General features: G+C 58.7%; 22 protein-coding genes. 12 read left to right on the top strand and 10 right to left on the bottom strand.

The features are described from left to right. Window positions 1–190: 190 nt before the first annotated feature. Window positions 191–1,252, bottom strand: a complete 1,062-nt coding sequence (locus tag MJQ68_RS08165) for a hypothetical protein (protein WP_238750543.1) — start codon at window positions 1,250–1,252, stop codon at window positions 191–193. A gap of 229 nt (window positions 1,253–1,481) precedes the next feature. Between MJQ68_RS08165 and MJQ68_RS08160 the strand changes: the two genes are divergently transcribed. The 3 genes from MJQ68_RS08160 to glpK all read left to right on the top strand — a co-directional run bounded on the left by MJQ68_RS08160 (window position 1,482) and on the right by glpK (window position 6,165). Beyond that, window positions 1,482–3,335, top strand: coding sequence for a M1 family metallopeptidase (locus MJQ68_RS08160; RefSeq protein WP_238750542.1), 1,854 nt, complete (start codon window positions 1,482–1,484; stop codon window positions 3,333–3,335). A gap of 76 nt (window positions 3,336–3,411) precedes the next feature. Further along, on the top strand, window positions 3,412–4,629 hold the full coding sequence (locus MJQ68_RS08155; RefSeq protein ID WP_238750541.1) for a glycosyltransferase family 4 protein: 1,218 nt from the start codon (window positions 3,412–3,414) through the stop codon (window positions 4,627–4,629). A gap of 48 nt (window positions 4,630–4,677) precedes the next feature. Continuing rightward, window positions 4,678–6,165 (top strand): glycerol kinase GlpK, encoded by a 1,488-nt coding sequence (glpK, locus tag MJQ68_RS08150; protein ID WP_238750540.1) that lies wholly within the window; start codon window positions 4,678–4,680, stop codon window positions 6,163–6,165. Window positions 6,166–6,183: 18 nt separating this feature from the next. Here the strand turns inward: glpK and MJQ68_RS08145 are convergent, their stop codons facing one another. Together MJQ68_RS08145 and MJQ68_RS08140 are read right to left on the bottom strand one after the other, a co-directional pair. Beyond that, window positions 6,184–7,035 carry a methyltransferase domain-containing protein gene (locus MJQ68_RS08145; protein ID WP_238750539.1) on the bottom strand — a complete coding sequence of 284 codons (852 nt, stop codon included), beginning with the start codon at window positions 7,033–7,035 and terminating at the stop codon, window positions 6,184–6,186. After that, window positions 7,035–7,961, bottom strand: a complete 927-nt coding sequence (locus MJQ68_RS08140) for a methyltransferase domain-containing protein (RefSeq protein ID WP_238750538.1) — start codon at window positions 7,959–7,961, stop codon at window positions 7,035–7,037. Before MJQ68_RS08140 ends, MJQ68_RS08145 begins: the two co-directional genes overlap by 1 nt. Before the next feature lie 110 nt (window positions 7,962–8,071). Between MJQ68_RS08140 and ppk1 the strand changes: the two genes are divergently transcribed. From ppk1 to MJQ68_RS08105, 7 genes are read left to right on the top strand one after another with little or no spacing between them, the layout of a single operon-like run. Beyond that, the gene (gene ppk1, locus MJQ68_RS08135; RefSeq protein ID WP_238750537.1) at window positions 8,072–10,144 is read left to right on the top strand and encodes a polyphosphate kinase 1; all 2,073 of its coding nucleotides are present in this window, start codon (window positions 8,072–8,074) and stop codon (window positions 10,142–10,144) included. After that, on the top strand, window positions 10,141–10,743 hold the full coding sequence (locus tag MJQ68_RS08130; protein ID WP_238750536.1) for an acyl carrier protein phosphodiesterase: 603 nt from the start codon (window positions 10,141–10,143) through the stop codon (window positions 10,741–10,743). The genes ppk1 and MJQ68_RS08130 overlap by 4 nt, the downstream gene beginning before the upstream one ends. Then, a complete protein-coding gene (locus MJQ68_RS08125; RefSeq protein WP_238750535.1) occupies window positions 10,712–11,182 on the top strand; it encodes a type I restriction enzyme HsdR N-terminal domain-containing protein in 471 nt (156 codons plus the stop codon). The genes MJQ68_RS08130 and MJQ68_RS08125 overlap by 32 nt, the downstream gene beginning before the upstream one ends. Window positions 11,183–11,193: 11 nt before the next feature. Beyond that, window positions 11,194–12,702 (top strand): ABC transporter ATP-binding protein, encoded by a 1,509-nt coding sequence (locus MJQ68_RS08120; RefSeq protein WP_238750534.1) that lies wholly within the window; start codon window positions 11,194–11,196, stop codon window positions 12,700–12,702. Window positions 12,703–12,719: 17 nt separating this feature from the next. After that, window positions 12,720–13,319: a hypothetical protein gene (locus MJQ68_RS08115; RefSeq protein ID WP_238750533.1), complete on the top strand. Its 600-nt coding sequence runs from the start codon at window positions 12,720–12,722 to the stop codon at window positions 13,317–13,319. Window positions 13,320–13,363: 44 nt separating this feature from the next. Then, window positions 13,364–14,539, top strand: a complete 1,176-nt coding sequence (locus MJQ68_RS08110; RefSeq protein ID WP_238750532.1) for a geranylgeranyl reductase family protein — start codon at window positions 13,364–13,366, stop codon at window positions 14,537–14,539. Then, window positions 14,536–14,784: a 4Fe-4S binding protein gene (locus tag MJQ68_RS08105; RefSeq protein WP_238750531.1), complete on the top strand. Its 249-nt coding sequence runs from the start codon at window positions 14,536–14,538 to the stop codon at window positions 14,782–14,784. The genes MJQ68_RS08110 and MJQ68_RS08105 overlap by 4 nt, the downstream gene beginning before the upstream one ends. Here the strand turns inward: MJQ68_RS08105 and MJQ68_RS08100 are convergent. Genes MJQ68_RS08100 through MJQ68_RS08080 form a run of 5 tightly spaced genes read right to left on the bottom strand, consistent with a single transcriptional unit; the run spans window position 14,732 to window position 19,771 of the window. Further along, window positions 14,732–15,763 (bottom strand): threonine aldolase family protein, encoded by a 1,032-nt coding sequence (locus MJQ68_RS08100; protein WP_238750530.1) that lies wholly within the window; start codon window positions 15,761–15,763, stop codon window positions 14,732–14,734. The genes MJQ68_RS08105 and MJQ68_RS08100 overlap by 53 nt on opposite strands. 3 nt (window positions 15,764–15,766) lie before the next feature. Then, window positions 15,767–16,996, bottom strand: a complete 1,230-nt coding sequence (locus MJQ68_RS08095) for an NAD(P)-dependent oxidoreductase (RefSeq protein WP_238750529.1) — start codon at window positions 16,994–16,996, stop codon at window positions 15,767–15,769. 6 nt (window positions 16,997–17,002) lie between these two features. Next, complete coding sequence (locus MJQ68_RS08090; protein ID WP_238750528.1) at window positions 17,003–17,719, bottom strand: phosphatase PAP2 family protein; 717 nt, start codon at window positions 17,717–17,719, stop codon at window positions 17,003–17,005. 17 nt (window positions 17,720–17,736) lie between these two features. Then, window positions 17,737–19,392 carry an LptF/LptG family permease gene (locus tag MJQ68_RS08085; RefSeq protein ID WP_238750527.1) on the bottom strand — a complete coding sequence of 552 codons (1,656 nt, stop codon included), beginning with the start codon at window positions 19,390–19,392 and terminating at the stop codon, window positions 17,737–17,739. 52 nt (window positions 19,393–19,444) lie between these two features. Next, the gene (locus MJQ68_RS08080) at window positions 19,445–19,771 is read right to left on the bottom strand and encodes a hypothetical protein (protein ID WP_238750526.1); all 327 of its coding nucleotides are present in this window, start codon (window positions 19,769–19,771) and stop codon (window positions 19,445–19,447) included. 97 nt (window positions 19,772–19,868) lie between these two features. On the opposite strand from MJQ68_RS08080, the gene MJQ68_RS08075 reads away from it, so the two are divergent. Together MJQ68_RS08075 and lysA are read left to right on the top strand one after the other, a co-directional pair. Then, complete coding sequence (locus tag MJQ68_RS08075; protein WP_238750525.1) at window positions 19,869–20,159, top strand: TIGR03643 family protein; 291 nt, start codon at window positions 19,869–19,871, stop codon at window positions 20,157–20,159. Window positions 20,160–20,204: 45 nt separating this feature from the next. Continuing rightward, window positions 20,205–21,464, top strand: a complete 1,260-nt coding sequence (gene lysA, locus MJQ68_RS08070) for a diaminopimelate decarboxylase (RefSeq protein WP_238750524.1) — start codon at window positions 20,205–20,207, stop codon at window positions 21,462–21,464. A gap of 10 nt (window positions 21,465–21,474) precedes the next feature. Here lysA and MJQ68_RS08065 read toward each other — a convergent pair whose 3' ends face one another. Further along, window positions 21,475–22,725 (bottom strand): tetratricopeptide repeat protein, encoded by a 1,251-nt coding sequence (locus tag MJQ68_RS08065; RefSeq protein ID WP_238750523.1) that lies wholly within the window; start codon window positions 22,723–22,725, stop codon window positions 21,475–21,477. Window positions 22,726–22,818: 93 nt separating this feature from the next. Next, window positions 22,819–24,915, bottom strand: coding sequence for a T9SS type A sorting domain-containing protein (locus MJQ68_RS08060; protein WP_238750522.1), 2,097 nt, complete (start codon window positions 24,913–24,915; stop codon window positions 22,819–22,821). Between the last annotated feature and the right edge of the window lie 32 nt (window positions 24,916–24,947).

The raw sequence follows: 24,947 nt of genomic DNA, 5'->3' as shown, positions 1-24,947 counted from the left end.
CGCGGTTGGAAGGCGCGAACCGGTTGGGGCAAAGCAGCTTGTGAGTACGCACTGGCGGGCGGCTTGTTCCGGCTCGCACCTTGCAGGTGCGGTCACCGCGGGTCAGCGCGTATGCGCTCGTGCTGATAGGCATACACCGTTGTCTTATGGAGGCTACCTTCTAGAGTAATCCAGTAATTCGCTGGGGGGGCTAGTCGACGTCGGTGGCAGCGATGGTCTGACCGTCACCGGAGAGGGTGACATCATGGGTACGACCCAGGACGCCGCCGAAGAATCCGGCACCGGCTCCGGCCAGTAGGGCGAGGAATCCGAGAATTGACACGGTAGCCAGGGTATCGGCTACATCACCGCCTACCTCCGTAGCTGTCTCGCCTAGCTGGTCTAGCCCCTCCTTCACGGAGGCCTTCGCTTCCTGGTACTGCTGCGACCAGGCGTCTACCGTGCGGCGTGCCTCGGCTTCGGACTGATCGGTACGGGCCACCAGTACGTTGACCAGGGCATCCTTGTCGGCCGCCTCGATCACGTCTCCTCCACTGGTACTGATGCGGTCGATAATGTCGTTGATCTCGCGACCGGCTGCGTTGGGGTTGTTGGCTGCTTGGTTAGCGTTGCGTTCCACGGCATTGGCTGCCTGCTGAGCATCCTGTTGCAGATTATCCGGGTCCAGGGCGGGCTTGCCCGTGTCCTCCAGCAGTTCGAATGCTTCGCGGCGAATATCCTGTAGGCTGATATCGGACTGCTGGATCCGTGCCTGGATCTGCTGCGCCAGATCATCCGGGACGGCAGCTCCTACGGCCTGACCGGTAGTGGAAGCCACCGTAGAGATCGTCGAACCGACTACGTTAAATACCCTGCCGACGGCCGTATTCAGTAGGTAGAGGCTGAGGAGCGTAAAGAGTGCCCAGGTAAGCACGCCATGCAGACCCGCGGTGGTTTCCTTCGGGAAGCCCGCAAGGCGACCCGCAACATATCCGCCAGTGAACAAGGCGATCAGGCTAGATACCACGTACCAGATGATAGCCCCGGTACCGATGCCCGCGAAGGGGCTCGTCTCCGTAGTGGGGTTGATGGTGCTGAACCCGATACCTACACCAAGCAGGTTTAGGGAAAAGGATACGGCAATGGCGATGAGCGCACCGGCAATTATCGCACCCCAGCGTACCCGGTTGAAGGCTGCGTACTCGGTGGGGAGGATCGTAGCATCGGGGGTAGTCCTGCGTGGATTTGAAGGAGTCGGGTTGACAATAGCCATAGTGCGTTGAATTATAGTAGTTTGTGAGAGGGGAACACGCGCATGCCTTCGTTAACGAAGCTAGTATTCTCCAATGTCGGTTTCGGGCAGACTTGTTCGGCAGTATCCGTTGCGGCGCACCCTGGCGGGCTACATCACTCAGAATATACGGGAAAAAGTCAGCACATTGCGTCGCTCGTGCGTTTGCTAGCACTGTACACCTACTCTCCCTGACTCTAAGCCACCCTACGTGCCGTTTACCGCTTTCTTCCGCCTGCTCCTTCTCCTTTGCACCTGCGGCCCCGCCCTCCTGTTCGCACAGTCTGACCGCTGGCAGCAAGCCGTGAAATATGAGATGGACATCGACTTCGACGCGGCCGCTCACCAATACGCCGGAGTGCAGCGCTTAACGTACTTCAACAACTCGCCCGATACGTTGGACCGGGTCTTTTACCACCTGTACTTCAACGCCTTTCAGCCGGGGAGCCAGATGGACCTGCGTAACCTGAATCTGCCGGATGCGGACGAACGGGTATCCGACCGGATCAGCAAACTGACCGAGGAAGAGATCGGCTACCTGCGGGTCAACAGTCTGGAACGGGAAGGGGGCACCCTGGGCTTCGAGGAGGTAGGGACCGTGCTCGAAGTGCGGCTGGATCAGCCCATTTTGCCCGGTGATAGTACCGTGTTTACCATGAACTGGGTTGCGCAGGTGCCCCTGCAGGTGCGGCGCAGTGGCCGGGACAACGCCGAGGGTATCGACTTCAGCATGGCGCAGTGGTACCCCAAAATGGCAGAGTACGACTACCAGGGCTGGCACGCTAATCCGTACATCGGACGGGAATTCTATGGTGTGTGGGGCGACTACGACGTGACGATCAATATCGACAGCAAATACGTAGTGGCCGCTACCGGTTACCTGCAGAACCCGGAGCAGATCGGCTACGGCTACGCACCCGATCCGGCCGCAGCGCGCCCGGCTACCCTGAGCTACCACTACCTGGCGCCCAATGTGCACGACTTCGTGTGGGCGGCTGACCCCGACTACACCCACGATACCCTGCGCCGGGCCGATGGCACTACGCTACACTTCTTCTACCAGGCCGGGGAGGCCACCAGCGAGAACTGGCAGGCCCTGCCTCCGATCATGGATGCCGCCTTTGCGTACATCAATGCACATTTCGGTCCGTACCCGTACGCGCAGTACAGCTTCATCCAGGGCGGCGACGGTGGCATGGAGTATCCCATGGCCACCCTGATTACGGGAGAGCGGAACATGAACAGCCTGGTGGGTGTGTCCGTGCACGAACTGATGCATACCTGGTACCAGATGCTGATGGGCACCAACGAGAGCCTGTACGCCTGGATGGATGAGGGCTTCACCAGCTGGGCCAGCAACGAGGTGATGAACCACCTGCGCGCAGAGGGGCTCGTAGCGGGCGAGGTAGTAGATAACCCGCACCGGCGGACCTACGAAAGTCTGCGAGGATTCCGGGGCACCGGAATGCAGGAGGCACTCACAACGCACTCCGATCACTTTGCGACCAACTCGGCCTACAGCGTGGCTAGCTACGTCAACGGCGCCGTCTTCCTGGAGCAACTGCGGTACATTATCGGCGAAGAAGCCTTCGCACAGACCATGAAGCGGTACTACACGGACTGGCGATTCAAGCACCCCAACCCGAATGACTTTATTCGGATCGCGGAAAAGTCCTCCGGGCTGGAGCTCGACTGGTACCGGGAGTACTGGGTGCATACGGTCCACTATCCGGACTATGCGGTGGCGGATGTCGAAGATGTAGACAGTAGCGGTACTACCCGTATCGATCTGCAGCGCGTCGGCCGTATGCCGATGCCGCTCGAGGTGACGGTGACCCTCAAAGACAGTACCGAACACTACTACTACATCGCTCCGGAGATACTGCGCGGTGAGAAACCGCAACCTGCGTACGCCGAGCAGTGGACCGTGCTGCCGGACTGGGGATGGACCAACCCCAACTACTCGTTCACGCTGGAGATCGATAAGCAGACCATCGAATCGGTGCGACTGAATGCCCGGGGACGGATGTATGACGATAACGTAGATAATGATAGCTGGGATTAATTTTTTCGGTCCGGGCCACGTTTAGCGCTCCGTACTTATCCCCTGTACATACTACACCCCGCCACGTCCTCTGTCTATGAAGCTACTCGTCCTGACTAAAAAGTTTCCTTACCCATTAAAGGACGGTGAAAGCTTGGCGATACACGGACTGACTAAGAGTCTGAGCGAACTGGGCTGTCAGGTCTGTTTGCTGGCCATGAATACGTCCAAGCACTTCTACGCGGGCAACTCCCTGCCGGAAGAAATGAGCCACTACCACGAAGTACGGACAGTGGCCCTGGATAATGCGATAAGTCCGGTAGATGCCGTAGCCAATCTAGTCCGTGGCGTCTCTTACCACATCAGCCGGTTCGACAGCGAGGACTACCACCAGGCGCTCACCGAATGGTTGGAGGCCGAGGAGTTCGATATCGTGCAGCTCGAAACCCTCTACCTTGCGCCCTACATGAGTACGATCCGGAGACTGTCCGACGCACAGGTCGTGATGCGCTCCCATAACGTGGAGCACGAGATCTGGGAACGCTGCAGTGAAAATATTGGCTTTGCCCCCAAGCGGTGGTACCTGCGCCATCTGACCAGACAGTTGCGTGACTACGAACGCAGTCAGCTCAATCAGTACGACCTACTACTACCCATCACCCCCCGCGACAAGAAGCACTTCGAGCGGCTGGGCTGCCGGAGCGAAACCTTTGTGCTGCCTATCGGACTAGAGACGAAGTGTGGTCCACCTACCTACGATAGTTATGCCGCGGCGCCCAGTCTGCATTTCATTGGGTCGCTGGACTGGCTGCCCAATCTCGAAGGATTGCAGTGGTTTCTTAACGACGTATGGCCCGAACTACACCGGCGACTGCCGGAGGTAGAGTTTCACATTGCAGGACGTAATATGCCCCATGCCATTCGGCAGTTACAGATGGATCAGGTGATCGTGCATGGTGAAGTAGCCGATAGCTGCTCCTTCGTAACTGCCCACAGTATCAGCATCGTACCCCTACTGAGTGGTAGTGGAATGCGGGCCAAGATCCTGGAGGCGATGTCACTGGGGCGGGTGGTCATTACTACTACGGTAGGTTTGGAAGGAATAAAGGCGCGCAACCGGCGGGATCTGTTCATCGCCGATACGGCCAAACAGTTTGTACTGGCCATCGAAGACTGTCTGCGACGCGGTCGCAAGCTGGAGCGTATTGGCCGCAACGCCCACGCTACCTTCTACCGGCACTACGACCGGAGGGTACTGGCTCGTCGCTTACTGGAGCGCTACGAAGCCCTGGTACTGACCGAACGGGTTGCGTAGGGAGCCGATCAGTGGCGGGCCCTATATTGTGGCTTACACCTTACGATCATGCCAACTTATATTCTTGCCCTCGACCAGGGGACTACATCCTGTCGGGCCATCCTCTTTGCCCACGACGGTACCCTTGTGGATACCGCACAGAAGGAGTTCACCCAATACTACCCCAAGCCCGCCTGGGTCGAGCACGACGCAAACGAGATCTGGACCGCCCAGGTAGCCGTCGTGCGGGAGCTACTGGACCGGACGGGCACGACCGCCGAGGACATTGCCGCTATCGGCATCACCAATCAGCGGGAAACCACCCTGATCTGGGACCGTACAACCGGCGAGCCAATTCACCACGCTATTGTCTGGCAGGATCGCCGCACGGCAGGAATGTGTGACGCACTCAAGGAACGTGGGCTGGAAGATCACGTACGCCAGACTACCGGACTGGTGATCGATGCCTACTTCAGTGGTACCAAGATCGATTGGTTGCTGGAGCATGTGCCCGGGGCCCGGGAGCGTGCTGAGCGGGGCGAACTGTGCTTCGGTACGATGGACAGTTGGTTGGTATACAAGTTGACCGGGGGTGAGGTGCACGTCACTGATGTGACGAATGCCGGCCGGACCATGCTATTTGACATTCGCAAGCGGGACTGGGATGAGCGTATGCTCTCGGAACTGCGCGTGCCCCGCGAACTGCTACCCGAGGTGAAGTCGAACAGCGAGGTATACGGGCACACCACGCTATTCGGCGGATCGATCCCCATCGCGGGTATGGCCGGCGATCAGCACGCCGCCCTATTCGGTCAGGCCTGCTTCGAGCCAGGCCAGGCGAAGAATACCTACGGTACCGGCTGTTTCATGCTGCTGAACACCGGTACGCGGGCCGTACCGAGTCAGCACGGGCTACTTACTACCGTTGCGTGGGAGATCGATGGGACGACCGAGTACGCTCTGGAGGGAAGTGTGTTCATCGCCGGAGCGGCGATTCAGTGGCTCCGCGATGGCCTCAAGCTGATCGACGAGGCGCCGGATAGCGAATACTACGCCCGTAAGGTGGAAGACACCGGGGGGGTGTTCGTAGTACCCGCCTTCGCGGGCCTGGGCGCACCATACTGGGATATGTACGCACGGGGCGCCATCTTCGGACTGACCCGGGGCACGTCCAAAGCACACATCGTGCGGGCTACTCTACAGAGTCTGGCCTACCAGGTGAAGGATGTACTGGAAGCGATGCAAAAAGATGCCAATACGGAGCTGAAAAACCTGCGCGTAGACGGAGGAGCTAGCGCCAACGACTTCCTGATGCAATTCCAGGCCGACATTCTCGGTACCGCCGTCGAGCGGCCCCGCATTGTAGAGACTACGGCGCTGGGTGCTGCTATGCTGGCGGGACTCGCTGTCGGATTCTGGCAGCGCAGTGACCTGGTCGCTACCTGGCAACTGGATAAGCAGTTCAAGTCTCAGATGGACGCCGAGGACCGCAGCAAGCGCTACGCAGGTTGGCAGAAAGCCGTAGAGCGCACGATGGGTTGGGAAGACGCGGAGTAGACCTATTGTGTGATTGCTCTACTTGCGTACGGCCCGTAGCACACCGTACTGAATGGCGCCGGAGGCAAAGCCTTGCCGCATGTACTTCATGGCCCAGGCCCCCTGTATGGTCCCCATACCCGAGCGGACCAGACCGGGCCAGTTGCGGGGATCGAGCCCGCTTTTGATCACCGCCCCCCAGAAGGGTTCTACGGAAGCGGACCAGTCGGCGGTCTGAATATCCTGCAGTCCCGCCGCAGCGGCACTATCCGCTAGCTGTGGAATGCTCACCATAGGTGGCAGATGGTACAGCTTACAGATCTGCTGTAGAGTGTACTGCTCGGAAGGGGAAAGGTAGGGGGGCTCGGGCCGGTGGCACCAGGTGGCCATCAGTAAGCGGCCACCAGGTTTCAGCATCCGGTGGAACAGTTCGAACAGCCCCTGTTTATCGGCCATGTGTTCGGCCGACTCCATGCTCCAGATCAGATCGTACGTTCCGTCTACTTCGGGGTCCAGCGTGTAGACGTCTTTAGCAATGATCCGTAGTCGGTCGTCTACCCCGGAAAGGGCGTTGTACTCATTGCCATGCTCGGCCTGCACCGGGCTGAGGGTCACTCCCAGTCCAGTTGCCTGCGGATACTTACCCGCCAGGTAGCGACTGCTTCCACCGACACCGCATCCGGCATCCAGAAAGCTGGTTACAGAAGGGGGCGCGCCACCCCAAGCGAGCAATTCGTCGATCATATCCAGCTGGGCCTGCTGGTGGTCTACCTCACGCTTACCGTCTGGGCCGTAGTAGCCATGGTGCATTTGCTCACCCCAGGTGTTTAGCCACAGGGGGGTAGACTGGTCGTAGAAGGCGCGGATACGTTCGTTAAGTCCTTCTGGCATCAGCGCTTGCGGGTCAGGGCTCGTACGACGAAGAAGGTGAGCAGACCGCCCAGGGCACCCAGTACGATCTTTTGCTCCTTATTGAGGGGCTCTACCTCTCCCTCTACACCGCGCAGGGGAGCGGTGACGTGAGCCAGCAACGCCATGGGAATAAAGAGAAAGCCCGCCGCGGAACCCAGCAAGACCCGGCCCGTCAGCAACAGGTTGCGACCCAACCAACCACCTTCGGGATCGGCGGAGACGAGTTCCTGGCGGCTGCGGCGGCCCTCGGCGTTAGGGCTTTTGCCCGGTTTGGGTTTGGTGCCGACGATGGCGATACCGTAGCGCTCGTTGTCTTGCCAGTGGGGGCGGATGTACGCCCAGTCCACCTCGGTGAATCCGGCCTGGTGGAAGTACATGTGGTAGTCGTTCTCGGGGGGGAACAACATCCAGGTATTGGCGATGAACTTACTAATGGGGTTGACCGGCTCGATGGGGCCGATCATGAGCGCCTGACCACCTTCCTTGATCACGCGGTAGGCCTCGTTCAGACCGCGCTGCGGATCGGGCCAGTACTCGATACTTCCGGCACTGACGTAGCGATCGAAGGTATCGTCATCGAAGGGGAGGTTCTCGGCGTCACCCAGCCGGAACCGGCAGCGCTCCAGGTCGGGCTTGACCATGGCACGTTCCATCTGCTGCGGGCTCTGGTCTACGCAAACTACGTTCCCGGCGGGTACGCGCTTGACGATGCCCTGAGTGGTGAATCCGGTACCCGAGCCGACGTCGACGACCCGAAGATTTTCGCCGTCGGACCAGTCTGCTACGTCCAGCGACTTTTCCCGCATCCGCTCCGTCCAGAACAGGGGGTTGACCAGTTTGTCGTAAAAGTTGGATAGGTAGCGGTAGAACCAGAAGGCCTCCCGTTTATGCTGCATCAGTCTCATCGGCGTGATTGGGTTGTTGCTTTAATACCTCGCGGACGTGAATGTTCGCACTATTTACTTCGCACCCGCGTTCCCGGCAAACACCTACCTTGAAGGCCAAACCTCCCCCCTTGCCGACCGAACTGATCAAACGCGATTCCTCCTGGCTCGAATTTAATGCCCGGGTGCTGCAGGAAGCATCCGACCCCCGCGTACCCCTCTACGAGCGCATCCGCTTCCTGGCGATCTATAGTTCCAACCTGGATGAGTTCTATCGGGTGCGCGTCTCTAGCCTGCGACAGTTTAAAAAACTTCCCAAGACCGAACGCCGGGAGCTGTTCGACTTTAAACCCAAGCGGGAGCTTAAGGACATCCGTGCCGCCGTATACCGGCAGCAAGAGGAGTTCGGTCGCATCTTCCGCGAGGAGATCCTGCCGCAACTGCGGGACGAAAATATCCACCTGATCCACTCCGATCAGATGACGAAGTCGCAGCGTGCCTTCGCCGCCGATCACTTCGACCATCATATTTCGCCCCACCTCGAACTGCACTGGCTTGCTACGGATGAGGATGGCGAAAGGGAATTACCCTACCTGGACGATGGGCAGCTGTGCCTGGCCGTATCCATGAATGAGCCGGAGGCCGAAGAGACCGGAGAAATAGCGCTGGTGCCCATTCCCGTCAAGCAGACCGGTCGCTTCGTCGTACTGCCTAGCCCGGAGAAAGACGCTGAGGGCTATTACGTCATTTTCACCGACAGTGTGATCCGGGCCAACCTGAGCCGCTGGATGGACCGCCGGACTGACTTCGGCTACAGTTTCAAGCTCAGTCGCGACGCCGAACTATACATCGATAACGAATTTGACGGAGATCTACTGCGCAAGATCGAGCGGAGCCTGTCGAACCGCGATACGGGGTTGCCGACCCGCTTTCTGTACGACGGCGACATGCCGAGCTGGATGCTAAAGCGACTCAAGACAGCACTGAAGCTGTCGAAGTACGATATGATCCCGGGGGCACGCTACCACAACTTCAACGACTTTTTCAGCTTTCCCCAGCCCCCCGGCAGTGATGCACTAGCCTATCCCCCGATGCCGCCCCTGCCGCACCCCAAGCTGGAAGGGGCGGACAGCCTGATGGAAGTGATCCAGCATACGGACGTCCTCCTGAGCTTCCCCTACCAAAAATACGATTACGTGCCCGAGCTGATCCGGGAGGCGGCCGATCATCCGGAAGTCACTACGATCCGTATCACCCTGTACCGCGTGGCCAAAAAATCGCAAGTGGTACAGAACCTGCTGTACGCCCTGCAGCAGGGGAAAAAGATAGAGGCTTTCGTAGAGGCTAAGGCGCGCTTTGACGAGGCGAGCAACCTGTACTGGGGAAAGGAGATGACCGAGGCCGGCGCCTACGTGCGGTACAGCTACCCGGCCGTCAAGGTGCACACTAAGCTACTACACATCGAGCGGCGCACCGGGCAGGGAGAAACCGTTCACTATAGCTACATCGGTACGGGTAATTTCAATGAAAAGACGTCCAAGCTATATACCGACCACGCACTACTGACCTGTCGGCCAAAGTTAGGCAAGGACGTGGAGCGGGTATTTGATCTGCTGCGCGGTAAGCTGATCCTACCGCGCTGTAAGCACCTGCTGGTGGCCCCCTTCAATCTGGAGTCTGAATTCCTGGCCCTGATCGATCGGGAGATCGAGACGGCGAAGTCCGGTGGACACGCCTACCTATTCCTGAAAATGAACAGCCTGGAGGAGCCCACGATGATCCAGAAGCTCCGGCAGGCCGCCCGCGCCGGGGTGGAAGTGCGACTGATCGTGCGTGGTATCTGCCGGCTGGTGCCTAAAGAGGAAGAGAACATACAAATCATCAGTATCATCGACCGCTTCCTGGAACACGCCCGGGTGTTCATCTTCGGCAACAATGGGGATGAACTGGTGTACATCGGCTCGGCCGACTGGATGAACCGCAACCTCTACCGCCGCGTCGAGGTCGTCACGCCCATCTACGATCACCTCATCAAACTCGAGCTGCGCCGCATCATGGATATGCAGTGGCGCGACAACCAGCGGGCCCGCCTGATCCAGCACGGTAAGCTCAATGACTACCGTGAGCCCCTGGCGACGGACGGACACTTCCGGGCCCAGATGGACATCTACGACTACTTTCAGGGGCAGCTCGCCGAAGTGTGAACTACCTAGCCCATCTAGCGCTATCTCACTTTTCTCCGGACCTGCAGGTCGGAAATTTCCTAGGCGATATCCTGCGGGGAAGTGAGGTCGATCTCCTGCCCGCCGGCATCCGCCGGGGCGTGACGATGCACCGTGCCATCGATCGGCTGACGGACGCGGACCCCGACGTACGGAGGCTGAACCGGCTGCTCACCGTCCGCCACAGCCGCTATGCCCCGGTACTGTCTGACGTCGCCTTCGACTACTTTCTGTGCCTCAACTGGTCGCAGCTGATGGACGTGGATATTGTTGCTTTCCGAACCCGGACCTATGGGAACCTGCAGGCTGCCCGGGAGCACATGCCGGAGCGGGCCGCCCGTCACGTGGATGGAATGACCAAAAGTGACTGGCTACGTCTCTACACCAGCGCCGCCGGTATGCAGCAGGTGTTTCTACGTATGCGCCCCCGGATGAGTCAGCCGCACTATCTGAATGACATTGACGAAAGCTTACGGGAATTAGCGCCTCAATTCAACCGCACCCTGCTGCTCCTGTTCCCCCGCTTACAAACCCTCGCCGACACCTTTCGTGATCCCACCCAACTCCCCGACCCCCATTGACCTGCGCCTGGAGCGTTTCTCTGACTACCTGTCGATCCGGCTGGAGGGAGACCGCCGCATGGTACTCGGCGACATCCGCAAGAAGTGGCTGGTACTACAGCCGGAGGAGTTCGTACGGCAGTTACTGCTGCAGTTCCTGATTCGGGACATGAAGTATAACCGCAACCGCATCACGGTCGAGCGTGGCGTGGCGGTTAACGGGGATCCGAAGCGGACCGACATCCTGGTGTTCGACAACGATATGCGCCCCTTCCTGCTTGTGGAGTGTAAGGCGCCCAAGGTGCCACTGAGCACGGATACCTTTCGCCAGGTAGCCCATTACAACGGACCCCTGCAGGTGCCCTTCCTGATGATCTCTAACGGGCGGGAGTCATACGTGGCCCGCATCGATTACAGCACCGAGTCGTACCACTTCCTCCCGGCGGTACCCGAGTGGTAATTCCCAGTGCCGTGACCGACTTACTCCACGTATCTGATCTATCCCTGGCCTACGGCACGGGTACGCCGCTGCTGGGCGGACTATCCTTCGAGCTAAGTCCCGGGGAAAGTGTGGGCATCGCCGGTCCCTCCGGTAGCGGTAAGAGTCTGCTGACCATGATGCTGCTCGGACTGGCTCCCCCCGCGGCACGGGTGGTAGACGGGCACGCAGCCTATCAACTCAAGTCCGGTCTGTCCATCAACCTGCTCGCTACGGTGCCCGGGCAGCGCGACGATCTGCGGGGTACGGAAATAGGTCTGGTGTTCCAGGAGCCGCAGCGCGCGCTTAACCCCGTTCTGACGTGCGGCGTCCAGTTGCGGGAAGCCATTCGCTACCTCTGTCCGGACGAGCCGGCTCCCGGGGCTTATCTGCTGCAGCTCCTCCGCTGGGTGGAGCTAGCGGAGCAGCAGGACCGCGTTCTCCGGTCGCTATCCAGTCAGCTTAGTGGCGGACAGCTCCAGCGCGTACTGATCGCTATGGCACTGGTGGGCCGGCCGCGGTTACTCATTGCCGACGAGCCCACTACGGCCCTGGATGGGATCACCGAGGCCGCCATAGTGCGCCTGCTGGACCGCCTGCGCTACGAGCTGCAAATGGGCTTGTTGTTCATTACTCACGACCGCGCGCTCCTCGAACGCGCCACGGACCGGGTAGTAGAACTGCCCAACCAACAACGTATAGTTCCCAAACCTAGGCCAACCCCCACGGTCAAACCGCTGAACAATAATATATCACTGCTGAAGATCGAGCAGCTGAGTGTGCGCTACACCCCGGCTACAGCGATGGTCCTCCAATCCCTGAACCTCGTGGTGCGCCGGGGTGAGTGGATTGCCATCACGGGTCCCAGCGGCTGCGGCAAGAGTACGCTAGCGAGTTGGCTGGTCGGACTGGTGGAGGGGTGCCAGGGTACGTTCACCGTGGCCGATACGGTATACGAAATGCCACTATCGGGCCGGGCGGTGCGTCTGGCTACCGGCGCCCAGCTCATTTTCCAGGATGTGGACGGCTCCTTCAACCCCTCCATGACGGTACGTCAGCACATCGCCAGTGTGCCGGGTAACGCGGGTGCGGGGGTAGAGCAATTGCTGCAGGAGGTGGGACTTTCTTCGGACCTAGGCGACCGACGGCCCGATCAACTGAGTGGCGGACAGCGGCAACGCGCGGCAATTGCCCGCGTGCTCGCCACCCATCCAAAACTGATCATCTTCGATGAGGCTTTCTCGGGGCTGGACGTTGATAGCCGGCAGGTCATTCAGGACCTACTGCACGCGCTCACTGTGGCGCGCGGTATCGGGGTGATGATGATCACCCATAGCCTAACGGATATTACGGCCTACGCCGATCGCGTGCTCATTATGGACCACGGTACGGTGGTCGAGTCCGGAACACCCGCTGCTGTATTTGACGACCCGCAATCTGCGATCGGTCGCAAGCTCGTAGCCGCGGCGCTACTGGGCCGCAATAAACCAAAGCGCCCGTAGCTCGCGTTATACGTGCCATGAGAATACTTCTCCTAGTAGCCACGCTGATCGTACCGTACGCCATCTGTGCACAGTCCTATGACGTGGCGCTGGGACTACGGGTCGGTACAGAGTGGGGGGCTACCGCACAGTTGCGCCTACCGCAGATCGACAAGAATTTTGTCCTGGAGGCCATCGTACTTTCCTCCCTCAGCAAGGACGAAGGGAGTCTTACGCTGCTCGGCAAGCAACATCAGCCATTGCTTTCCCGCCGGCTCAATTTATTCTATGGAGCGGGCCTCCACGCCGGCTGGAACAACGAGATCAACACCGAGACCGGACAAACCTTTAATGGTCCCAAGGGCCTCACGGGCGTCGTAGGTCTGGAGGCTACGGTAGGGAAGGTAAATCTGAGCTATGACTTCAAGCCGGCGCTAAACGTGACGGGCGGGGAAAGCATCTTGTACACCCACACGGCCGTCAGTGTACGCTACGTTATTGCCAAACGCAATAGTGTTTGGAGCAAGGATATGGAGCGCACTATCCGCAAGCGCCGCAAGGACCGCCGGCGTACGCAGCGGCGGGAGGAGCGCGCCGCACGCGACAAGCGCTGGTATGAGGTTTGGCGGCGCGACTGAACCGAGTGGGGGAGGCGGGGTTTGTTGGTATAACCACTGCATTGATGCCCCAAACAGACTACGACCTTATCATCATCGGCGCCGGCCCGGCCGGCTCCACCACCGCCCGCTTTGCCTCCACGGCGGGCCTGCGGGTCCTACTGGTCGATAAGCGGCAAGAATTGGGCTCACCCATCCAGTGCTCGGGCGCTATCAGCGGTCACGGACTGGAGGCCGCCGGCATTGATGCCAATCCTGAATTTATCCACGAAGCAATCTACGGCTTCGCGATCTACGACGAAGCAGGCGCACGTACCGTCCACGACTACCGTCAGCTTAAGCCCGACGACTACGGCAGCGGGCCGGGTAAAAAACCGCTGGGATACGTGGTAGACCGCCGGCGGTTCGATCGCTACCTGATGACGCAGGCCGAACGCGCCGGCACCGAGGTATGGCTCAAGACGGAGGGGGTAGGTTATCAGCCGCAGGCTGATGGGAGCTGTACTGTTGCACTCCGCCGCTACAACCAGGACATCACCCTGAGTACCCGCGTCCTAGTAGGCGCCGATGGACTACAGTCGCAGGTCGGTAAGTGGGCCGGTCTGCAGACCCACATCAAGATTACCGAACTGGCCGGCTGCCTGCAATTTATCGTCGACGGCGTAGAGACTGAGGGACTGCTGGAGATCGTCACCGGACACGAGTGGGCACCGGGTGGGTACGCCTGGGTGTTCCCGAAAGGGCACGGCTACGCGGAGATCGGCCTAGGTGTCATCGCTACGATGACCGATAAACCCGCCCAGTGGCACCTGGACAAGTTCATGCAACAGAGCTTCTTCCGGAAGCGCTTCGCCAATGCCCGTATTCTGGAGGTGCAGGGTGGGGGAGTCCCCCTGGCCGCGCCCCTGCGCACGCAGTATGCGGATAACATGATCCTCGTGGGCGATGCCGCCCGCCACGTCAACCCCATTACGGGAGGCGGACTGCACACCGCAGTGGCCGGTGGTAAGATCGCCGCTGACTTCTTAATCGGTCACTTGCAAGACGGACTACCTCTTCAGGAAGGTGCACTACAGGCCTATCAGAACGTATGGCTGAGCGAGCTCGGAGACAAGATGTGGAAGCTTTACGGGATCAAGACCGATATTTTCCACAACATGAACATTGCGCAGCGCGACGAGCAACTGTATGCTACTATGTCGGACTACTTTAGTCCCACCTCGGAATTCAAGAAAATATGAGTAAACAACAGCCCGTACTGTTCAGCATCGGTTGGAACGCTTGCATCAACTGTGGTGCCTGCGTGGCGATCTGTCCGCAGGAGGCTGGCTTCGTCAGTCCCTTCGATACCATCGCCGTCGATCGTCCCTGCGACATTGCCTGTCTGCTCTGTGAGTCGATCTGCCCCGTGGACACGATCACTCACGTGGCGGTCATGCAGCAGGTGCCTCAGCCCGCGCTCGTAGTCGATCCATCACGTAGCTGATCTGTTCCTCATCTACGCCCAAGTGGGTAGTGAATCGTACGGTCTTGGGTCCGAAGGCCGCGGCCTGAATGCCCTCTTTGGCTAGATCGGCCAGAAAATCAGCTGCCATCTGCTCCACCAAGTGAAAGATGCAGATGTTGGTTTGTGTCTGCTCTACGGAAGCTACGTACGGAAGCGTCGCAATCAGCTCGGCGAGCGTTCTGGCGCGCGCATTGTCTATCCGCAGGCGGTCCACGTGATGATCGAGGGCATACAGACCGGCTGCCGCCAAATAGCCCGCCTGCCGCATCCCGCCCCCGAACACTTTGCGGAAGCGCCGCGCGGCATCGATCTGCTGCTGCGAACCGAGCAGTAGGCTACCCACCGGGGCGCCCAGCCCCTTACTCAGGCAAATAGATATCGTATCGCATACCGCGCCCCACTGATCGGGGGTCTCACCCGTCTCCACCAGGGCATTGAACAGCCGGGCACCGTCCAGATGGACGGCTAGTCCATGGCCGCGCGCCTCCTCGGCCAGCGCAGTGGCCTCCTCGATGGTATAGATGCTGCCGCCGCCCTTGTTACAGGTGTTTTCCAATACGACCAGGCGCGTGCGTGCGAGCCAATCCTGCCTGGGCTTCACCGCCGCGGTGATCTGTCCAGGCAGCATTTTTCCGCGCTCCCCGTGCACGAGGTGCATACTGATACTTGAAAGCAAGCTGTACACCCCACCTTCGTACTGGTACACGTGACTCTTCTCCTCACAGATCACTTCATCCAGCGGCTGGGTATGCACCTTGATGGCCAGCTGGTTGGTCATGGTGCCGGATGGACAGAACAGCGCTGCTTCCATGCCGAACCGCTCGGCGGCGCTTTCCTCCAGCTGATTAACGGAAGGATCCTGCCGGAAGACGTCGTCACCGACCAGCGCCGAAAGCATAGTATCCAGCATGGCGGGGGTGGGCTGCGTAGCCGTATCGGAGGTCAGGTTGACGTGCATCGCTTAGGTACTAGCTTGAAGTTTGCCCGCGGCAAAGTCGCTCAGGTAGGTAAATTGTTCGCCTAACTCACCCGCCCGGGTGACCGTGGCTCCGTCCAGAATCTTGCTCTGCGGTTTATCGAACTCGGGCAGGATAGTGGAGAGTAGAATATCGCCGAAGGCCTTGCTCGCATCCCGGGGGAGCTCACTGGGAAGATTGTCGATGGACATCACGTCGATGGCATTCCGGTAGGGAGCAACCTCCTCACCGGTCTGCGGATCGAAGCCAAACACGGGATCGGCAATAGTTGATGCCTTCAGCGTTGAGGGTACGCTGGATAGCGGCGCGATGTCGCAGGTCACGTCGGCGATCGTCTTGATCCGAAAGGATTCCGTGGCCATATCCTCCCGGGTGAAGAAAGCCGGTGCTTTGCCATCCCAGTAGATTCCGTTGACAAACACATCCGCCACGGCGGCGTAGGGTAGGAACGTACTGACGTACTCTTCACTGTGCTTGTAGAAATGCTTGCGTACCACAGCCTTGCCGGACTGGTGGCGGGCGTACTTTTCGATGGTGAGTTGAGTAAACACGGCGTCCTCGGTCTCTTCCAGGAACTCCGCTGCAGACACTCTGCGCAGGCCTGCATCCGTGAGTACCCGCGCCGCACCTGCGCCCACCCGCCCGGTGCCCGTAAGTACGACCTTGAGTTTCGGCAGCTTGAGTTTGGCGTATACCGCTTTGGCAGCTGCGTAATCATACAGCTCGTGCAGGCGGGGTAGGGTGAACTGCCCCGTCCGCTTGCCGTAGGCCCACAGGCCGTTATGCGCGCCGACCATCCCGGCCCAGTAGCCGAAGGCAATAAGTCGTTTGCCTGCATCGTCGCGCAGGTACTCGTAGTCTATGTGGGTAATCCCCTTATCCAGCAGAGCGCGTAGCAGCGGCTGGTTGTAGGCCTGAAACTTGGCGACGTGAGCGAAGTTGCAGTAGGTCTTGCCGGCGAGCAGCCGATCGATGGGTACTTCCTTTATGCCGAGTAGGAGCGCCCGATCGCTTAGGTCTTCCTGTAGGGGTATGCCCAGCTTGCGGTACTCCTCATCGGTGTAGCAGCGGTGGGGGCTGGGCTGTACGACAATGTCATAGCCAGCCTTGCGCAGTTTGGCTACCTGGCGTGGCGTGAGGGCTACCCGGGCGTCGGGTGGGGTCTTGTCTTCGCGCAGGACGGCGATGGTGGGGGTGTATTCGGTAGGGGACATAGGGGGTTACTTAGGCGTACGCGTCCACCAGATACCGTCATTGAGCCGGGCATTATTGGGGTAGAGTTTCCACTGGAGGAAGAACATCGCAATGGCTACTAACAAACCAAGGAAGGCCCCGGCCGTGACGTCGCGCAAAAAATGATACAGCAGGTACATCCGGCTAAAGCCGACCATCAACGCCAGGAGAAAGCAAAGGATGCTGATGACGATCTTGGGTCGGCGGACATTGAAGCACACAAAGCTATACAGCGCAAAGGCCGAGGCGGTGTGCCCGCTCGGGAAACTGGAGTAGCCCCAGTTGCGCATGTTCTCATCAAACAGGTTGAGGCTGTGCCACGTAGCTTCGAAGTTGTCGAAGAAATACCGCATGGGTCGGGCCTCAGCGAAGTACAGTTTGAGCAGGCCGGCCACGACCGCCACGGTAGCACCGGTCAGTACGGTAAAGAGTGCCGTGCGCAGGCGAAAGGTCAGGGCGATCAGTAGCACTACGACGTAGGCGATGGGCTCACCCAGTTGCGTGCCGGTGATGAATACCCAGTCCAGCCGGTCCGTCCGTAGCCCATTGATCGCAATCAACTCGTCGCCCTGCTGGTTGGTAAACAGCAGATAGAGAAAGCCCAGCAAGAGGAGGAGTACGCCGATGAGGAAAAATCGGTTGGCCCGCAGGAAGGTCTTCAGACGCAGACTCGGGGGCGTATAGTGACGGCGAACGAACGGCATGCCGCGAAGGTAGCCATTTACCCCTTGCGCACCGCCCGGCGCAGGGCGGCTACCTGCTTGCTGTCGCGGGCGCGGCGGTAGGCCTGCCCCAGTTTCTCGGTACTGATCAGCTTGGCATCGTTCATGGCCCGCAGGGTGATCCACAGGCTGACCGGAAAGAGGATTACGCAGGGTAGCCAGCCGGCGAACACTCCATTGACCACGAAGCTTTCGGCCAGCTTGCGACAAAAGATGGTGAGAATGATGAAGATGACGAAAAAGATGATGCTCACTAGGATGGGGTAGCCGAAGCCCCCCTTGCGCACGATGGCCCCCATGGGCGCCCCGATGAAGATGAAGATGATACAGACCACGGCCATGCTGTATTTCATGTGCATGTCGTATACGTGCTTGACCCGTGATTCCTCTATTCCCGGTAGCAGGCGTATAGCCGACTCCGCCTGCCCGGTCACCGACCGCAGACTCGACCGGGATCGGTTGTACACCCTGTCCCTATCCTCATCAGTGAGGCTATTCACGATACTGTCGAGGCCCGGCCACTCCGCCCTACCGAAGATCAGTGGGTGATCCATCAGCTTGTCACGTAGTGCGCGATTGAGCGCTTCCTTAGTCTCGTTGTTCTCGACTACGGGAATAGCGTTTCGCCAGCTGCTGTCAACCTTCTCCTCCATATTCTCTACCAAGGCGAGCGAATCCCCAAGGTCCAGGTAGCGTGGCTGCGCCATTTGATCCGCCGCGATAGCCACCGGGGGCCGGATCACCGTCGTATCGCGGGGCAGTTCCGGTAAGTAGGCCAGCAAGTGGTTGCTCAGCCCCTGCTTGCGGGTAGCGATGTCCAAGCTGATCGAGTCCACCCCTTGCCGCAGCTGCCAGGTGGAAAGCATGGTCCGGTTCGTCGAGAACAGCGACGAAGCATGCCGCTGCAGCTCGAATTCACTAAGGTCGAAGATCTTCGTGTAGCTGGCGAAGTTGGTTCGCATGAAGGGCGTGCTACGGCCACTTGCTCCCCCGGGACGCTGTTCCACGTACTGGTGTCCGTCGTAGAGTTTCATCACAAAGAAGCGGCCGTCGCCAGCCGAGTACATCACGCCCTTATCCGCCATGATTTCGCTCAGCTCGCCCAGGTTCGCCTTCGTCTGATCGTAGATCAGCACGTCGCTGATGTCACGGCCGTTATCGCTGCGCCCACCGAGTCGTATGGTAAACTGACTGAAGTCTTCGTTGAATACCCCGGGCTCCATATTAAGCGTAGGCTTCTTCTGCTGAATGTCGTACATCCGTGATCCAAACTGCAGGTTGGCCGCCGGGATGACGTAATCCGAGCAGGCGTAGGACACCGCAGCGCTCAGCGCACCGATCACGATCAGCGGCCGCATCACCCGCAACAGGCCCACACCCGCCGACTTAAAACTCGACAACTCGTAGTGCTCCGCCAGGTTGCCCAGCACCATGACCGATGAGATCAGTAGCGCCAACGGCAGGGCCAGCGGCACCAAGCCTACGCACTTGTAGGCTAGCAATTCCATGATGAGGAAGAAGCTGAGCCCCTTGCCCGCAATATCGTCCAGGTACAGCCACAGGATCTGCATCAATAGCACGAACAGCGCGATCCCGAAGGTCACGATGAATGGACCCACGAAGGATCGGAGCATCAGTTTATCCAGCTGCTTCATGCTACGCAGGAAGACGCCCCGGTACGCTGCTTTGTTGCCCGCCCGGTCTACACTACTCGTCCTTCTTCATATCCTTGCGCAGCCGGTAGAATTCTTCGTCGCTGGGGATGTGGCCGGTCTCCTTCATATTTTCGGCTTCCTGTCGCGCTTCTTCGGCGGTCAGCTCTTCCTTCCCCTCCTTATCGCCCAGGCTGTCCTCATTGATATTGTAGCTGGTCGTATTGACCACGTTGTGGCGTGGATCGTTCGTTTTCAGGTGTTTGGCCCGCTGGGTGCTCTGCGCCCTTTTCGTGAGGAAGAGTACCACGAGCAGTACAATGAGCGCTCCGATGAACCAGTACAGGTCATCCCATAGTCCGCCAGCTTGTAGATATACCATAAGGTTTTATTCTTTAAACCCCCTTGCCCATATCCTGTGTTCACTCAGGGCGGGGCCGCCGGTGCCGTGTTTCTACTAAACAAGACCCCACACCCCAATGGACCTCATCAAAAAATATGATCTGAACGAGCGCGACGTAGACCGCATCATCGGTATGGCCTGGGAAGATCGCACCCCCTTCGAGGCCATCACGTTTCAGTTTGGTCTGTCCGAGGCCGAGGTCATCCGCCTGATGCGGGACCAGCTCAAACTGCGCAGCTGGAAGGTGTGGCGGGCTCGCGTGCAGGGTCGTAAAACGAAGCACCGCAAGCTGCGCGATAATACGGTGGGGCGGTTCAAGGCGGATCGCCAGCGCGCGATCAGTCACAACAAGATCCCGAAGCGGTAGTCTACTACCGGCTTACCGTACCTTTGCCGGCATAAGTATCCCCCCATGGAGTTTGTTGATGGCCGCTATCAGATCGCTGGCGTAGACGTGTTAAGCCTGGTCGAGCAGTTCGGTGCTCCCGTTTATGTATACGATGCTGCGCGCATGAAACAGCAGTACCATCGCATCAGCAAAGCCTTTGGGGGAGCAAAGCGGCTACGTATCAACTACGCCTGCAAGGCCCTCACGAATCTGAACGTCCTGCGCCTGTTCCAGCAGTTGGGTAGCGGACTCGATACCGTCTCCATGCAGGAGGTCGAGCTCGGTCTCCTGGCGGGTTTCGATCCCCATGACATCCTTTTCACGCCAAACTGTGTGAGCCTGGAGGAGGTGAACCGGGCGGTCAGCAAGGGTGTACGGATGAACATCGATAACATCTCCATCCTGGAACAATTTGGTGATCAGCACCGCGGCGTTCCCATCTGCATACGCCTCAATCCCCACATCATGGCGGGGGGCAACAGCAAGATCAGCGTAGGCCACATCGACTCCAAGTTCGGCATCAGCATCCACCAAGTGCCCCACGTACTCAAGGTAGTGAGTGCGCTGGGCCTCAAGATCGAGGGCCTACATATGCATACCGGCTCTGATATACTTGACGCGCAGGTTTTCCTGCAGGGTGTAGAAATTTTACTGCGCGCGGCGGTAGATTTTCCCGATCTGGACTACATCGACTTTGGGTCCGGCTTCAAAGTGCCCTACAAGGAGGGTGGTATCGCCACCGATATCGAGGACCTGGGCGCACGCCTGACCGATCGCTTCAATGCCTTCTGTGCTGACTACGGCCGCGAGTTGGCCCTGATGTTCGAGCCCGGTAAGTTTCTCGTCAGCGAAGCAGGTACCTTCCTGATGCGGACCAATGTGGTCAAGACTACCCCAGCCACCGTATTTGCCGGAGTAGACAGCGGACTCAATCACATGATTCGCCCAATGTTCTACGACGCCTACCACCACATCGTGAACGTAAGCAACCACGGAGGTAAGCCCCGTATCTATACAGTAGTCGGATACATCTGTGAGACGGATACCTTCGGCATAAACCGGCAACTGGCTGAGGTGCGGGAGGGTGATATACTCTCCATGGCAAACGCCGGAGCCTACTGCTACATGATGGCCAGCAACTACAACAGCCGCTTCCGACCCGCTGAAGTAATGATCCTGGACGGACGGGCCCACCTCATTCGTCGCCGCGAAACTATGGAAGACCTACTCGGCACCCAGGTGGAGCTACCCGCCCTGGCCCGACCCGTCGCTACCGTCGAGTAGCGGTATGCAATCACTTAGCTAGCGCCGCTTCCAGCTCCTGGAGTTCCGGGTGCTTCGACTCGGTGACCTGTGCCTTACTCAGATGCTCTTTCGCCTTAGCCGTGTCACCTCGCTTGAGGTAGATGCTGGCCAGCATGCGGTTCACGTCGATATTATTGGGACGCACCTGGTACTCCTTAAGCATATAGTCCAGGGCTTTATCGTAGTCTTCGTACTGGTCACGGTAGAGTGCGGCGTACTCCATATCCATATTGTGGCCGCTGTCTACATCCTCCTGTAGCATCACCAGGATCTCTTCCTTCAGCGCCTGAGCTTCCTCATCTCTGCCCTGTATCGTGTACAACTCCGCCAGGTCGATGTAGTAACCGACCTCAGGGATGATATTCTTAGCTTCGATCAGTAGCCGCTCAGCCTCTTCGTAATCCTCGCGGTCCATGGCCAGTTCGGCCTGCGCAGCGATAGCGAAGGGATAGTTGGGACGCTCCTGTAGAATCGTTTTATACTGGGCGGCCGCATCCTCCGGCTGTCCGTATCGGTGGTACAGTTCTCCGAGGGTGAGCCGTGCCCAGGCCGTAGACTCGTAGCCCGGCGCGCCGGCATTGACGGCGCGTTTCATGGCTTCGATGGCACCATCCACATCACCGTGAATTTCGCGCAGGTAGGACACCCGGCTGTAGGATCGCAGGTCTGGACGAATCTCGTTCATCTTATCCGCTGCAGCAATGGCGGCCGGATAGTCACCTAGCTCGACGTGGGCATCCACGACGGCTCCGTATACCTGTGCGTTGTAGGGGTTGATGCTAACCGCCTGCTTGGCCGTAGCCAAGGCTTCCTTGAAGTCGTGCTGCGAAAGCTGTACGCCGGCCTTTGTGGCTAGCGCATCGAATTCCAGGTTGGTATCTCTGGGTCCGTCGTGATTTAGTTCCAGGGCCTCATCGAGCATCTTTAGTGCGGCAGGGTAGTAGTGTCCGTGCTCCCCGGTCACGCGGGCCTCGTTCACAAAGATCTTTGCCAGGGTGATACGCGGCTCGATGGCCTGCGCATCATCCAGTCGTAGCGTACTGCTCATCTGCATGTAGCCACTCTGTGTCTTGTCCCATTCGGCCGCATTTTGTAGGGCTTCGGGACGCTTTAGTAGATCCGGAATATCAATATCCTTCCCCGTCGTGCTGGTGTCAGCGGTGGACGATTCATCACCTCCGCAGGATATGAGGAGACAGGAAATTAGGATCGGGAGGACAGATGTAAGAATAGTACGCATACGCAGTTTACTGAATGAGGCTAAATAAAAAGCGTGGTACTCCGAGTTTCGAAGTACCACGCTAAGGTGATGGTCACTGTCGCGACGGTTAGTTTAGTGCGACTTAACCATCCGTAGTGTCTGCATTACTTCACCGGAGCCGTTGCTGACTACTGCGAAGTAGATACCCTGTGGCAAGTTAGTCACTTGTACGGGAATCAGGTGCTCACCGGCGGGGAAGGCACGACGGGCCAGATTACTCATCCGGCGACCGTTGACGTCGTAGAGATCGATATTGACCGCGGTCGTCTCACGTACCCGCAACTTGATGGTCGTCTGGGTCTGGAACGGGTTAGGGAAGTTGATGCCCACTACACGGGGTGCATCGATACCCAAACCGTCGGTCGTGAAGAAGTCATCTACGGCGTTAGGACGGATCGCACCGCTACACTCACCCTTGGCACTGTGGGGCAGAGCCAGGTAGGGGAAGGTATCGCGGAAAGCCAGGTCGTTCTCCTCTACACCGGTGGTGTAAGAGTATACGCCCAACAGATCGGGACTGGCCAGACTTGCGTCTGCGTCAGTGATGTCGTAATCATCGTAGCCTAGACCCACTGCGGCGAGAACCAGACCAGCGACGGCCTGCAGCTCGATGCGGGTCACGTCATCCTCCAGGCGGCGTCCGTTGGGGAAGCCATCCATGTTAGGAATGAACTGGATCTCCGTATCTCCATTGAAGCGGGGATCGGTCAGACCGAGTACTGCGGCCTGAATAAGGCCGAGCGAGCTGAAGTCAGCCGAATCACGGGACGTAGCGGGTACAGCCATGTTCAGACGCAGCATGTCACCGCCATTGGGCAGGAAGTTGTTGATGAAGGGCTTACCGGCGGTTAGGGGGTTACCCGGAGTCTTGCCGGTCGCAAGTTGGTAGGGTGCGAGGTTAGGTACACCCGTATGGAAGATGGGCCACAGGTCAACGGAGCGTGGCTTACCGGCTCCGGGGAGCAGTAGATTGCCAAAGACGTCGTCATCTAGCGCGCTACCGTCGAGGGCAGCATTTCCCTTCAGTATGAAAAGGCCGTCCGCACCATTGGTGAAGTCGACGTTTCCGAGTACGGTCTGGCTAGCCGTTTGTACACGCAGGGGAGCGAACGCAGGAACGGCACCGCCGAACTCATCGTCGTCCATGTACAACGCCAGCTCGGGGTTGTAGAAGTGCTTATCCAGTAGGGTATCGGCAAGCTCCTCGTAGGGAGTCAGCGCATTCCAGTAGTCCTTCATGCCGACGGGAATGACCGCCTCATTGGTCAGTGGCATACCCAGACGGCTTACCTGTACGTAGGTGTTGTCGGTGATTTCTGGCTTGGAACCATCGTCCTGTAGCACCCGTACGCGGGGCCGGCTGGCCGAAGCCCAAACACCGATCACGTAGTCGCCGTCGAGAATGTCATCGGGCATACCGTCGTCATCGTCATCATCGTCGCGGGTATTATCGCGGCGCAGCATATCGATGGGTACGTTAAGTACCAGGGCATTCACGTTGAAACAGGCTAGTCCGTCAATGGGATCGCCATCCTGACGGGGAGTATCACCAAGGTCGAAAATACCACCCAGGTCTACGAAGAAGGGATCGTCTACCGGGCCGGCAAATACCATCATACCATTATCTAGGGTATCGACTGCACTGTTGGAGTAGCTTTCGTAGCTGTCCTGACCGAGGCCGACACCGGACTGGATGGAGCGAGGACCGATGTTCGGTGCAGGCACTACACCATCCGTGACCAGGCGGGTAGCCCTCGCACTGCGATCGATCATATCCAGATTATAGGTGGTCTTCAGGTTTTCCTTACCTAAGCGAATGTTGAAGAAGGTAGAAGGATCTTCGTTCTTGCGCTTGAAGGTGAAACGGAATACCATGTCGTCACCCTTGGTATCGGCATCGTTGTCGACGTGGATCTCGTAGCGGATGTCTTCACCGAAGTGGTACCAGTTTGGTCCACCGTGGGGAAGTTGCATGGGAATATAGGTAGCGATCAGCGTAACCATACCGTCCATATCGGGGGAGCGGAAGGCGTATACGTCGACGTTGTCCGCGAGCGGATCATCGGATATGAGGGGCGCTTCTCGGTGAGACGAGGCCAGCAGACCTGTGCCCATCAACACCCCGAGCAGGAGCAGGAGCGCGCTTTTAGTGGGTTGAATTAAATGCATAGTTAGTTTATGGTAAGCCCCGGTCGAAATCC

The organism is Neolewinella maritima (assembly GCF_923081025.1).
GTDB classification, from domain to species: Bacteria; Bacteroidota; Bacteroidia; order Chitinophagales; family Saprospiraceae; genus Neolewinella; species Neolewinella maritima.
Note: the sequence above shows the minus strand (reverse complement) of the source record. Positions and strands in the feature narration are given on the sequence as shown.